Source organism: Metapseudomonas resinovorans (assembly GCF_002003485.1).
In the GTDB taxonomy this organism is placed as follows: Bacteria; Pseudomonadota; Gammaproteobacteria; order Pseudomonadales; family Pseudomonadaceae; genus Metapseudomonas; species Metapseudomonas resinovorans_D.
In genome coordinates, this window is the sequence record NZ_BDMA01000061.1 from 1 (window position 1) to 12,781 (window position 12,781).

Here is a 12,781-nt window from a genome sequence, read left to right on the forward strand (position 1 = left end):
TCTCCCACAGTCTGGCTAGCAGAAGCAAATTCGGTCCCTCCGCCCCCGACAGGTTTCACCCTAGGCCATACAAGCGAATTCATTCGCGAAGAGCGGCACAGCGATCGGATGAGTCGGCTCTGACCAGCGAGCGGATGCGCTGGCGAACGGTCCGGTACGCGAGTGCAAAGGGACTATGCTTTTTCTCGTCTCGCCAGCGGCCGGCCACGCCGCATCGCTTCAGCTCCGCCGGGGTCCAGGATGCATCCCACAGTCGCCCGGCCCGCCATTCGCGCAGGCCTTTACCTGTTATGCGCCGGCGCCTGGCTCCTGATCCTTGGCGCGGGGCCGCTCAGCGCCTTCGTACTGATCCTGTTCAGCGCCCTGCTGATCTTCTTCCTCGAACGCCGCCACCGCCTGGGCCGCGAGCACCTGCGCCAGGGGCTGAGGCGCACTAGCCTGCAGCTGGAGCAGGCGCAGCGTGACGCCACCCTGGGCAACTGGGAGTTCGATCATCGTTTCGCCTGGAGCCTCGGCGCCCAGCGCATTCTCGGCTGCGGCGGCGAAGACAGCCTCGAAGACCTGCTGAACCGCTTCCACCCGGCCGACCGCGGCAATGTGCAACGCAGCCTAGAAGCGCTGTTCCAGCAAGGCGCTGCCCTTGCGGTGAATGCACGGCTGAACCTCCCCAGCGAGCGGCAGACGGTGTGGCTGGCCCTGCGCGGTGAGGCCCAGCCTGATGGCCGCTCATTCGGCACGCTACAGGACATCAGCACCCAGAAGCGCGACGAGGAGGCCTTACGCGCCAGCGAACTGCGCTTCCGGCAATTGTTCGAGCAGACGCCACGCATCGCGGTGCAGGGCTACGACCGTCAGCGCCGGGTGATCTACTGGAACCGCGCCAGTGAACAGCTCTATGGCTACACGGTGGAACAGGCCATGGGGCGCCATCTGGAGGACCTCATCATTCCGCCTGCCATGCGCGAGCAGCTGGTCGCCGATATCAGCAACTGGATGATCGGCGGCCCCGCCCTGCCCGCCAGTGAGCTGACCCTGCAACGCAGCGATGGTAGCCCGGTGACGGTGTTCTCCAGCCACCTGATGCTGCGCAACCTGCACAACCAGTTGGAGCTCTACTGCGTCGACATCGATTTCAGCGCCCTGAAGTCGGCGCGGGACGCTCTGCGGCAGAGCGAGAATCGTTACCAGGAATTGCTGGAAAGCCTTGCCCAGCGCGCCCCGGAGCACCAATCAAGCAGCGGCGAACAGGGCTAGTACCGACCACCAGTCGGCTGCTTGATACAGGTCATTTTCTGTCATCTCGCCGGGTCTACACTCAGCTTCCCCGCCACTTGATTGGGAGATGACCGAGGTGAAAATTCTTGTCCGTCCGACCGCCACCCAGCAGGGTTCCGGCTGGCAAGTCTGCCTTGACCAGCATGCGGTGAGCTTTCGTAGCGAGGCCGAAGCACGCCGATTCGTCAGCGTCCTCGAGGAGCGCCTGAAGGCGCCCCATGTCCTGCCGGACTGGTCACGACGGATCGCGAGTTAGCCCAGGGGCGCCTGGCCGTTTCGGTCGAGACGCCAGGTCAGCAGCGAACAGGCAACTGCCGCGCAGCCGCACAAGCTGATGACCAGGGCCAGGGGCATGGCGCTGCCGTCGTGCAGCCACCCCACCAGGGCGGCGGCTCCCGCCGCCACTCCAAACTGCAGACTGCCCATCAACGCCGAGGCGCTACCCGCGTTCTGGCCCTGGCCGGCCATTGCGCAAGCCGAGGCGTTGGGCAGGATGCACCCCAGGCTGGCAATGCAGCCAAACAGCGGTATCAGCAGCGGCCACAGCGATTGCGTCTGCATGCTGGACACCGCCAACAGCGCCAGCGCACACACCAGATAGACCCAGATCATCCGCCGCATCCAGAACGACGGCCCGCGATGACGGAGCAGCACGGCATTGATCTGAGCCACCAGGATGAATCCCGCCGCGTTGGAGCCGAACAGCCAACCGTAGTGTTCCGGCGGCACGCCATAGAGCTGGATGAAGACGAAGGGCGAGCCGGCGATATAGGCGAACATCCCGGCGATGGCGAAACCGCCGCTCATGCCATAGGCGAGGAACTGCCAGTCGCCGAACAGCCGACGGTACTGTCCCAGGGCGCCATTCAGCGGCGCGCGTGGCGTGACGTTGGAAAGCGTCTCCGGCAGCCAGGCGGCGATACCCAGCAGCACCAGCGTGCTGAACAGCGTCAGCCCCCAGAAGATCGACTGCCAGCCGAACAGCTCCAGCAGAAGCCCCCCACCCAAGGGGGCCAGGATCGGCGCCAGGCCCATCACCAGCATCAATTGCGAAAAGGCCTTGGCCGAAGCGATGGGATCGCAGAGATCACGCACCACCGCCCGCGACACCACCATCCCCGCGCAGCCGCCCAGAGCCTGGACGAAGCGCGCGCCCACCAGCCACTCCAGGCTGGGTGCCAGGGCGCAGGCGACAGAAGCCAGGATGAAGATGGTCACCCCCACCAACAGCGGTGGCCGCCGCCCGAAGCGGTCCGCCAGCGGACCATAGATCAGTTGGCCGAGTGCCAGGCCAATGAAGTAGGACGCCAGCGTGAGCTGCACATGCTCCACGTCGGTGGCGAAGGCTTTCGCGAGCGCCGGGAAACTGGGCAGGTAGAAGTCGATGGCCATGGGGCCGAAAGCGCTGAGGGCGCCAAGGAGCAGGAGAATGCGGAAGGTCATGTGAAATCGGGCGCCATCCATTGCGGACAAGGCGCCAGATAGTAACAGGGGATTTCACTGGTCTGTGGGAGCGAATTCATTCGCGAATAAATTCGCTCCCACAGATTCAACAGCCGGTGCCTAGCCCTCGTGAGCCTGTTCGGACTTGGGCGTCTTCCTGCTTTCCAACCAGTCCGAAGCCTTCTCCACCAGCATGAAGAACATCGGAATGAGGAAGGTCGCCAGCATGGTCGCCGCAAGCATCCCGCCGATCACCCCGGTGCCGATGGAGTGGCGGCTCGCCGAGCCCGCGCCGGAGCTGATGGCCAGCGGTACGCAACCGAGAATGAAGGCCAGGGAGGTCATCACGATCGGACGGAAGCGCAGCTTGGCCGCTTCCAGCGCAGCCTGCACCGGACCCATGCCCTGTTCGCGGCAGAGCACCGCGAACTCGACGATGAGGATGGCGTTCTTCGCGCCCAGACCGATCAGGGTCACCAGGCCGACCTGGAAGTACACGTCGTTCTGGATGCCCCGCAGCCACACCGCGAGGATCGCGCCGAACACCGCGAAGGGCACCGCGGTGACGACCGCCAGCGGCAGGGTCCAGCGTTCGTACTGGGCGGCGAGGATGAGGAACACCATGATCAGGCCGAAGACGAACGCGGTGCTGCCGGAGCCGTGGGACGCGAGTTCCTGGTAGGCGGAACCGATCCAGCCGAGGCTGTAGTCCTCACCCAGCACTTCGTTCGCCACCTCCTGCATCGCCTCCAGTGCCTGGCCCGAGCTGTAGCCCGGCGCCGGTCCGCCCAGCACCTTGGCGGCCGGGTAGACGTTGAAGCGCGCGTAGGAGTCCGGGCCGAGGATGCGCTCCACCCGCACCAAGGATGACAGCGGCACCAGATCGTCAGACGCCGAACGCACATAGACCTGGCTGAGGTCATCCGGCTTGCGGCGGAACTCCGGCTCCGACTGCAGGCTCACCTGCCAGGTACGCCCGTAGAGGGTGAAGTCGTTGACGTAGTAACTGCCGAAGGTGGATTGCATGGCGGTGAAGACATCGTTGATCGCCACGCCCAGGGCACGCGCCTTGGTGCGGTCGAGGTCGATGTAGTACTGCGGCACGTTGGCGTTGAAGGTGGTGTTCACCCCCGCCAGTTCAGGACGCTTGGAAGCCGCCGCGACGAACTTCTGCACGACCGCCTGCAGTTGCTGCACGGTGCCGCCGCTGCGGTCCTGGATGTAGGACTCGAAACCGCCGGTGGTGCTCATGCCGGTGATGGGCGGCGGGTTGAACGACATCACGATGCCGTCCTTCTGCCCGGCGCCCATCTGCATGAAGGTGTGGGTAAGGTTGCGCGCATCGAGTTCCGGTGTGGTGCGCTCGCTCCAGTCCTTCAGCGGCACAAAGGACACCCCGGCGTTGCTGCGGGTGCCAAAGGTAAGGATGTCGAAGCCGGCGAAGGTGACCACGTCCTGCACCGCCGGGTGCTTCATCAGCTCCTCGGTTACCGTGCTGGTGAGTTCTTCGGTGCGGGTCAGCGATGCCGCCGGCGGCAGGAAGTAGGCGTTGAGCACATAGCCCTGGTCCTCGTCCGGCACCAGCGCGCCAGGCACCCGCCCGAAGAGGATGACCAGCAGCGCGATCATGCCGCCAAACAGCAGAAGGCCGATCAGCGAACGTTTGAGGAAGAACTGCACCCCGGCGCCATAGCCATTGGTCATGCGCTCGAAGAAGGTGTTGAACCAGCGGAACGGCGCCGCCGGCTCACCATGGGTGGGCTTGAGCATCAGGGCGCAGAGCGCTGGCGACAGGGTCAGCGCGACGATGCCGGAAATCACCACGGATACCGCAATGGTGATCGCGAACTGCTGGTACATCTGCCCCGCCAGGCCCCCGAGGAAGCCCACTGGGATGAACACCGCACAGAGCACCAGCACAATGGCGACGATCGGGCCGGTCACCTCTTCCATAGCCTCGATGGCCGCCTCGCGCGGGCCGATCTTCTTGGCCGACATCACCCGTTCGACGTTTTCGATCACCACGATGGCGTCGTCCACCACGATGCCGATCGCCAGCACCATGCCGAACAGCGTCAGCAGGTTGATGGAGAATCCGAGCATGTACATGCCGGCGAAGGTGCCCACCAGGGAAACGGGAATCGCCAGCACCGGGATCAGGGTAGCGCGCCAGTTCTGCAGGAAGATAAACACCACCAGCACCACCAACAGCAGGGCTTCGAAGAAGGTCTTGATCACCTCTTCGATGGAGACCTGGACGAACTTGGTGGTGTCGTACGGGATCTTGTAGGCGATGCCCTCAGGGAAGCGCTTGGCCAGCCGTTCCATGGTCGACTTCACCGCGTCTGCGGTGTCCAGGGCGTTGGCGCCGGGCTGCAGGTAGATACCGAACGCGGCGTTCTGCTGGCCGTTGAGGGAGGTCATCAGGGAATAGTCCTGGGCCCCCAGTTCCACCCGCGCCACGTCTTTCAGCAGCAGGCTGGCGCCGGTGGCGTCGGAGCGCAGGATGACGCCCTCGAACTCCTTGGGATCGGTGAAACGGCCCTGGGTGGTCACCGTGTAGGTGAAGTCCTGGGCCTGGTTCAACGGTTGCTGGCCGAAGCTGCCGGCGGCGAACTGAGAGTTCTGCTCGCGGATGGCATTGACCACGTCGGTCGGCGTGAGGTCGTACTGCGCCAGCTTGTCCGGCCGCAGCCAGACGCGCATGGAATAGTCCTTGGAGCCGAACTGGCTGGCGTCGCCCACACCGGGAATCCGCTTCAGTTCGTCGATCACGTTGATCAGCGCATAGTTGCTGATGAAGATCGGGTCACGGGAGTTGTCCGGCGAGTAGAGGGTGACCACCTGGAGGATGTCGGAGGATTTCTTTTCCACCTTCACCCCTTGTCGGCGCACCTCTTCAGGCAGCTTGGCGAGCGCGGCCTGGACCTTGTTGTTGACGTCGATGGTGGCCTGGTCGGGGTCGCGGCCCACTTCGAAATACACGGTCAGGCTCATGGCACCGCTGCTGTCGGAGTTGGACAGCTGGTAGATCATGCCCTCGACGCCGTTGATTTCCTGCTCGAGGGGCGCGGCAACGGTTTCCGCGATCACCTGGGAACTGGCACCTGGATAGACCGCCGTGACCGACACCTGAGGCGGGAGGATTTCCGGGTACTGGGCAATGGGCAGCGCACGCATGGCGGCAAGGCCCGCGAGCACGATCACGATGGAGATGACCGCGGCGAATACCGGACGGTCGATGAAGAAGCGCGAGATCACGTTAGGCGCTCCTTCAGGATTGCTTGGCAGCTTGTGCGGCCGGGGCCTGGCTGGCCTCCACGGCCTTCACCGGCGAGTCGGGACGAACCTTGGGCAGGCCCTCGACTATCACGCGGTCGCCATCGGTGACGCCGGACTCGATCACCCAGCGGCCATCGCGGGTATCGCCGGTCTTCACCTGGCGCACCCGCGCCATGCCCTCTTTGTCCACCACGTAGACGAAGGTGCCGCGCGGCCCCTGGGCCAGGGCACGTTCCGGCAGGGTGATGGCCTGCGGTCGGGTGAACCCCTTCACCAGCACGCGCACGAACATGCCGGGCAGCAGCTTCTGCTCCGGATTGGGCACCACGGCCCTGGCACTGACGGTGCCGGTGCCGGTGTTGACGAAACTGTCGGTGAAATCGACCCGGCCAGAGAGCGGGTAGGTGGAACCATCGCCGAACCTCAGATCAGCGCTGAGCAACCCATCCGGCGGCAGCTCGACCTTGCCGGTCTTCACGCCTTCGCGCAGGCGTTCGGCCTCTGTATCCGGGTAGGCGAAGTTGACGTAGATCGGATCGAGCTGGGTGAGCTGGGTCAGCAGACTTCCATTCGGATCACCCGCCACGATGAGGCTGCCCTCTGAACGGGTTTCCTTGCTGGTCATGCCGGAAATGGGCGCTTCCACCGTGGTGTAGTCGAGGTCGATCTGACGGGCCTTCACCTCGGCCTGGGCGGCCTCGACGTTGGCCTTGCTCTGCTCGAAGTTGGAAATCGCATTGTCCAGCTCGCTTTCACTGGCGAAGCCCTTCTTCTGCAGCTCGCGGGTACGCTTCAGGTCGCGTTCCGTCTGCCGGTAGCGCGCCTGTTCCTGGGCGAGCGCACCCTTGGCCCGAGCCAGCGCCGCCTCGTAGGTGCGCGGGTCGATACGGAACAGGATCTGGCCCTGCTTCACGCGGCTACCTTCCGTATAAGTACGCTGCTGAAGGATGCCGCTGACCTGCGCCCGCACCTCCACTTCGCGGAAGCCCGCTGTACGCCCGGCATATTCGAGAACCAGCGGCAGCGGCGCGGCCTTGGCGGTTTCCACTACCACTTCAGGCGCAGGGGGGGCGCCGCCGGGTGCATCAGCGGCACCGGCAAGGCCGGCGAAACTGGCACTTGCGGCGAGAAGTGCAAGGCTGAAGGGAAGGCTGCGGGTAAACGGCATAAGGTGTCTCCATACGGTGCCGATGCGGCAAATGAAGCAGGCGTTAAGCTATACATTCATTTGTGTCTGTAACGGTCATGTCCCGGCAAAATCGGTACACTCCGCTCCCCAAACAAGAAGCCTAGTCACTATTGGCCCAACTGCTATGCGCAGAACGAAAGAAGAAGCAGAGAAAACCCGAGGCGCGATCCTCGACGCCGCCGAACACCTGTTCCTGGAGAACGGCGTGGCGCACACATCACTGGAACAGATCGCGCGCGCCGCCGGGGTGACCCGTGGGGCAGTCTACTGGCATTTCCAGAACAAGGCCCATCTGTTCCACGAGATGCTGTCCCAGGTGCGCTTGCCCCAGGAGCAGATGACCGAACGGCTGTGCGGCTGCAATGGCCAGGACCCGATGCTGTCACTGCGCGATCTGTGCCTGGAGGCCATCGTCAACTTGGCGCGGGACGAGCAGCGCAAGCGCATCTTCAACATCCTGCTGCATCGCTGCGAATTCACCGAAGAACTGCGCGAGGCCGAGGAACGCCATTACGCCTTCGTCGACCAGTTCATCCAGCTTTGCGAAGCCTTGTTCGCCCGCCCCGCCTGCCGCGAGCGCCTGCGCCCAGGCATCACGCCGCTGCAAGCGTCCCGAGCCGTACATGGACTGGTGATCGGACTGTTCAGTGACTGGACACGCGACCCCGCCTTGTTCGACCCACTGATTGATGCCGAGCCGATGGTGGATGCGCTGTTCCGGGGACTGGTGAAAGACTGGGACTGAAACCGATCAGGTAGGGTGCGCCGCGCGCACCGGGAGGTCGATGCAGCGCGGCAGCGATCTTCCACCGGAGTCGGTGCGCATGGCGCACCCTACATGTCACCCCGGAGGAGAAGGAAAGTCTCAGGCTGCCTCCGCCTGATAGCCCTCTTCGCGAATCGCTTCCAGGACCTGATCTTCCGCCAGCCGGCTGGCGACCCGCACTTCACCGGCCGCCAGGTCCACCTGCACTTCCGCGGCCTGGTCGCGGGCCTGCACGGCCTGGGTGATGGCGCGGACGCAATGCCCGCAAGACATGCCTTGAACCTTGAATACCTGCATGGTCGTTCTCCTTGTGAATGGAACCTGTCGCCAGTCTCATCCTTTCCACCGTGGCAAGGTCAAGGGCTGGTCCTACACTGGGTTGAACGTCCTGCAGGAGACTTCCGCCATGTACGGCTTCCGCCCTGCCCTGCTCGCCATTCTGGCGGCACCGCTGCTGGCCCAGGCCCAGCCTCCGGTCGACTATGGCGTGCTGATCGTCTCCCGGGAGCGCCTGGAACTCGCCACGGCCTGCGACGTCGGCCTCTACCTGGAAGACCAGTTGGCCGCGCGGCTGGTGCAGGGCCAGATAGTCTCCTTCAACCTGCCGCCTGGGCCCTTGTCGATCCGACTGAGCCTGCTCGGTCCCGGACGCTGCAAGCCGGGCATCGAGCAGCTGCGCCAGCAGACCATTACCCTGTCGGCCGGCGAGGTACGCAAATTCCGCCTGGCGCAGAGCACCGAAGGTCTCTACCTGGTGCCGACTTCCGCCGTGCAATGACCGCTTGACCTTTCCCTTGTGTCAAGGTTGATCCTAGGCCCATGCCAAGGAGGATCGATCCATGACCAACCCAACTGCATTCGACCTGCCCATCGCCGGGATGACCTGCGCCAGCTGCGCCGGCCGGGTGGAGCGCGCCCTGGCCAAGGTGCCGGGCGTGCAGGCCGCCAGCGTCAACCTGGCCACCGAGCAGGCTCGCGTCCAGGCTTCGGGCGACAGCCTGCCGGCCCTGGTGGCAGCCGTGGAAGCTGCCGGCTACCAGGTGCCCGCTCAACGTCTGGAGCTGGCCATCGGCGGCATGACCTGCGCCAGCTGCGTCGGTCGCGTGGAACGCGCCCTGCGCAAGGTGCCGGGCGTGGCCGATGTGACCGTGAACCTCGCCAGTGAACGCGCCCACCTGGAAGTCTTCGGACAGCCCGACAACACCCGCCTGATCCAGGCCGTGGAAGCTGCTGGCTACACCGCCAGCCTGGTGGACGAAGACCGGCCGCCGGTGGACGACGCCGAAGCCCGTCTGCGCCGCGAACGCTGGGCCGTGTTGCTGGCCCTCGCCCTCGCCCTGCCGCTAGTAGTACCGATGTTGCTGGAATGGTTCGGCCTGCACTGGATGCTGCCGGCCTGGGTGCAGTTCGCCCTGGCGACGCCCGTGCAGTTCATCCTCGGTGCTCGCTTCTACCGCGCAGCCTGGAAGGCGGTGAAAGCCGGCGCCGGCAACATGGACCTGCTGGTGGCCATCGGCACCAGCGCCGGCTACGGCCTCAGCCTCTACCAGTGGTGGACCGCGCATCCCGGTCATACGCCGCACCTCTATTTCGAAGCCTCGGCTGTGGTCATCGCCCTGGTCCTGCTGGGCAAATACCTGGAAAGCCGCGCCAAGCGCCAGACCAGCGCAGCTATCCGCGCCCTGGAAGCCCTGCGTCCGGAACGCGCTACCCGTTTGAGCGATGGCGTCGAGGAGGAGGTCGCCATCGCCGCCTTGCAACTGGGTGACCTGCTGGTGGTGAAACCCGGCGAGCGCTTCCCCGCCGATGGTGAAGTCAGCGAGGGCCAGAGCCACGCCGACGAAGCCCTGATCAGCGGCGAAAGCCTGCCCGTGCCCAAACAGCCCGGTGACCGCGTCACCGCAGGCGCCATCAATGGCGAAGGGCGCCTGCTGGTACGTACCACGGCGCTCGGCGGCGAGACGGTGCTGGCACGGATCATCCGCCTGGTGGAAGACGCCCAGGCGGCCAAGGCGCCGATCCAGAAACTGGTGGACCGCGTCAGCCAGGTATTCGTCCCGGCAGTGCTGCTGATCGCCCTGGCCACCCTTGCCGGCTGGTTGCTGGCCGGTGCCGGCATCGAAACCGCGCTGATCAATGCCGTTGCCGTGCTGGTGATCGCCTGCCCCTGCGCCCTCGGGCTCGCCACACCCACCGCGATCATGGCCGGCACCGGCGTGGCGGCACGCCACGGCATCCTGATCAAGGACGCCGAAGCGCTGGAAGTCGCCCATGCGGTGAAGGCCGTGGCCTTCGACAAGACCGGCACCCTCACCTCAGGTAGCCCGCGCATCGCTCACCTGGTGGCGGCGAATCGCGACGAGAACGAACTGCTGCAACTGGCCGGCGCGCTGCAACGCGGCAGCGAACATCCGCTGGCCAAGGCGGTACTGGACACCTGCGCCGAACGCGGCCTGGAGGCTCCAGCCGTGGACGACAGCCGCGCGCTGGCCGGCCGTGGCATCGAAGGCCGGGTGAACGGGCGCCTGCTGGCCCTGGGTAACCGCCGCCTGCTGGACGAACAACGACTCCCGGCAGGCGACCTGGCCAGCCAGGCCAAGGCATGGGAAGCAGAAGGTCGCACCCTGTCGTGGTTGCTGGAGCTGAACCCCGAGCCACGTGTCCTCGGACTTTTCGCTTTCGGTGACACGCTCAAGGAGGGCGCGGCGCAGGCTGTGACAGCCCTGCGCGAGCGGGATATCCACAGCCACCTGATCACCGGCGACAACCGCGGCAGTGCGCGAGTGGTGGCCGAGGCCCTGGGCATCGGCTCGGTACACGCCGAGGTGCTGCCGGCGGACAAGGCCGCCACGGTGGCGGCGCTCAAGGCCGAGGGAGCGGTTGTGGCGATGGTCGGCGACGGCATCAACGACGCCCCTGCCCTGGCCGCTGCCGACGTCGGCATCGCCATGGGCGGCGGTACGGACGTGGCCATGCATGCCGCCGGCATCACCCTGATGCGCGGTGACCCGCGCCTGGTTCCGGCGGCCCTGGATATCTCCCGGCGGACCTATGCGAAGATCCGCCAGAACCTGTTCTGGGCTTTCATCTACAACCTGATCGGCATCCCCCTGGCCGCCGCCGGCCTGCTCAGCCCGGTAGTGGCGGGCGCGGCCATGGCGCTGTCCAGCGTCAGCGTGGTGAGCAACGCCCTGCTGCTGAAAACCTGGAAGCCGAATGAATGACAGCAGTTCCCGTAGGAGCCAGCTTGCTGGCGAAGCTTCGCGAGCAAGCTCGCTCCTACGGTGAAGTTTTGTAGGGTGGGCTTCAGCCCACGAACGGACTCCCCGGTGGGCTGAAGCCCACCCTACGAGCTGGAAGCCGGAAGAGTGAGGAGCGACATATGAATATCGGCCAAGCCGCAAAGAAGAGCGGGCTGACCCCGAAGATGATCCGCTACTACGAAGGCATCGGCCTGCTGCCCGAAGCCGGGCGTAGCGACAGTGGTTACCGCCAGTACAGCAGCCAGGACCTGCACACCCTGGCGTTCATCAAGCGCTCGCGGGACCTGGGGTTCTCACTGGAGGAAGTGGGTCGGCTGCTGGAGCTCTGGCAGGACCGCCAACGCGCCAGCGCCGACGTGAAGGAACTGGCCCGCGACCACATCGACGCGTTGAACCGCAAGATCGCCGAGCTCGCTGGTCTGCGCGACACCCTTCAGGAACTGGTGGACCATTGCCAGGGCGACCACCGCCCGGACTGCCCGATCCTCAAGGATCTGGAGTCAGGCGGCTGCTGCCACTGAAGGTGCGTCCCACAAACCCCTTGGGCAGCACCGTGATCGCCAGGCCGAAGAACACCAGCACACATGCCGCCCAACCAGCGGCGCTAAGCTGCTCGCCCAGCAGCAACCAGCCGGAGAGCAGCCCGGACACCGGCACTGCCAGGGCGAAGGGCGTCACCAGACTGGCCGGATAGCGCTGCAGCAGGAAGCTCCACAGACCAAAGCCCACGGTGGTGGCGAGGAAGGCGATGTAGACCAGCGCCCCGATGCCACCCCAGCTGGGATGGCTCAAGGCGGTGGCGATGGCTTCGGGCCCTTCGAATACATACGAGAGCACCAGCAGGGGCAACGGCGGGATCAGGCTGACCCAGCAGATCAACCGCAGCATGTCCTTCGCGCCGCTGCGCTTGGTGGCGATGTTGGCGAAGGCCCAGGCCAGCGCCGCGGCAATCACCAGCATGAACGCCAACAGGCTGTCCCCCAGCGGCCGGCCCAGGCCGATCAGCACCAGCCCGGAAGCCGCCAGCAGGAGACCGAAAAGGCCTCGGCGGCTGGGGCGTTCGCCCAGAAACAGCGCCGCGATCAGGATGGTGAAGAACACCTGGCTCTGCAGCACAAGCGACGACAAGCCAGCGGGCATGCCGAGGTGCATGCCGACGAACAGCAGCCCGAACTTGATCACACCCAGCAGCAGGCCGATCTGCACGATGCGCCAAAACGGAGCGGGCATCGGCCCGCGCAGGAACAGCAGCGGCAGCGCCGCCAGAGCGAAGCGCAATGCGCAGAACAGCAGCGGTGGGAAGTCTTCCAGACCGACCTTGATCACCACGAAATTGACGCCCCAGATCAGGGTGACCAACAGGGCCAGGAGTATGTGTGGAAGCGGCATGGCGAGAATTCCGGAAGTTCAGGTACACGCTAGCAGCCGGGCGCGGAAATGTATGGATACAGATGGGCGGGGAAATTGTGGTGGGCTGTGTGGGGTAGCCCGACACCGTGCGGTCCCATCCACCCTCACCCCCGGCCCCCGCTCTGCGCCCCAGCCTGATCGCTTCGCGCTCAG

Annotated in this window: 11 protein-coding genes; 6 read left to right on the top strand and 5 right to left on the bottom strand. The window is 65.4% G+C overall.

The features are described 5' to 3' along the window. Positions 1 to 240 precede the first annotated feature (240 nt). A complete protein-coding gene (locus MnOB_RS17235) occupies positions 241 to 1,254 on the top strand; it encodes a PAS domain-containing protein (protein WP_077525451.1) in 1,014 nt (337 codons plus the stop codon). A 97-nt stretch (positions 1,255 to 1,351) separates the two neighbouring features. Beyond that, positions 1,352 to 1,531 carry a hypothetical protein gene (locus MnOB_RS17240; protein ID WP_077525461.1) on the top strand — a complete coding sequence of 60 codons (180 nt, stop codon included), beginning with the start codon at positions 1,352 to 1,354 and terminating at the stop codon, positions 1,529 to 1,531. Here MnOB_RS17240 and MnOB_RS17245 read toward each other — a convergent pair. From MnOB_RS17245 to MnOB_RS17255, 3 genes are all read right to left on the bottom strand, one after another. Beyond that, the gene (locus tag MnOB_RS17245) at positions 1,528 to 2,718 is read right to left on the bottom strand and encodes a Bcr/CflA family multidrug efflux MFS transporter (protein WP_077525452.1); all 1,191 of its coding nucleotides are present in this window, start codon (positions 2,716 to 2,718) and stop codon (positions 1,528 to 1,530) included. The two genes, MnOB_RS17240 and MnOB_RS17245, sit on opposite strands and share 4 nt — an antisense overlap. Positions 2,719 to 2,838: 120 nt before the next feature. Further along, entirely contained in the window at positions 2,839 to 5,979 is a 3,141-nt protein-coding gene (locus MnOB_RS17250) for an efflux RND transporter permease subunit (RefSeq protein WP_077525453.1), read from the bottom strand. A 13-nt stretch (positions 5,980 to 5,992) separates the two neighbouring features. After that, positions 5,993 to 7,168, bottom strand: a complete 1,176-nt coding sequence (locus tag MnOB_RS17255; protein ID WP_077525454.1) for an efflux RND transporter periplasmic adaptor subunit — start codon at positions 7,166 to 7,168, stop codon at positions 5,993 to 5,995. A 145-nt stretch (positions 7,169 to 7,313) separates the two neighbouring features. Between MnOB_RS17255 and MnOB_RS17260 the strand changes: the two genes are divergently transcribed. Further along, a complete protein-coding gene (locus tag MnOB_RS17260; protein WP_077525455.1) occupies positions 7,314 to 7,934 on the top strand; it encodes a TetR family transcriptional regulator in 621 nt (206 codons plus the stop codon). Between the two features lie 120 nt (positions 7,935 to 8,054). Here the strand turns inward: MnOB_RS17260 and MnOB_RS17265 are convergent, their stop codons facing one another. Next, complete coding sequence (locus MnOB_RS17265) at positions 8,055 to 8,252, bottom strand: heavy-metal-associated domain-containing protein (RefSeq protein WP_077525456.1); 198 nt, start codon at positions 8,250 to 8,252, stop codon at positions 8,055 to 8,057. Between the two features lie 109 nt (positions 8,253 to 8,361). On the opposite strand from MnOB_RS17265, the gene MnOB_RS17270 reads away from it, so the two are divergent. From MnOB_RS17270 to cueR, 3 genes are all read left to right on the top strand, one after another. Further along, on the top strand, positions 8,362 to 8,733 hold the full coding sequence (locus MnOB_RS17270; protein ID WP_077525457.1) for a hypothetical protein: 372 nt from the start codon (positions 8,362 to 8,364) through the stop codon (positions 8,731 to 8,733). A 61-nt stretch (positions 8,734 to 8,794) separates the two neighbouring features. Then, positions 8,795 to 11,179 (top strand): heavy metal translocating P-type ATPase, encoded by a 2,385-nt coding sequence (locus tag MnOB_RS17275; RefSeq protein ID WP_077525458.1) that lies wholly within the window; start codon positions 8,795 to 8,797, stop codon positions 11,177 to 11,179. A 158-nt stretch (positions 11,180 to 11,337) separates the two neighbouring features. Then, on the top strand, positions 11,338 to 11,739 hold the full coding sequence (gene cueR, locus MnOB_RS17280) for a Cu(I)-responsive transcriptional regulator (protein WP_077525459.1): 402 nt from the start codon (positions 11,338 to 11,340) through the stop codon (positions 11,737 to 11,739). Here the strand turns inward: cueR and MnOB_RS17285 are convergent. Further along, positions 11,705 to 12,607 carry an EamA family transporter gene (locus tag MnOB_RS17285; protein WP_077525460.1) on the bottom strand — a complete coding sequence of 301 codons (903 nt, stop codon included), beginning with the start codon at positions 12,605 to 12,607 and terminating at the stop codon, positions 11,705 to 11,707. The two genes, cueR and MnOB_RS17285, sit on opposite strands and share 35 nt — an antisense overlap. Between the last annotated feature and the right edge of the window lie 174 nt (positions 12,608 to 12,781).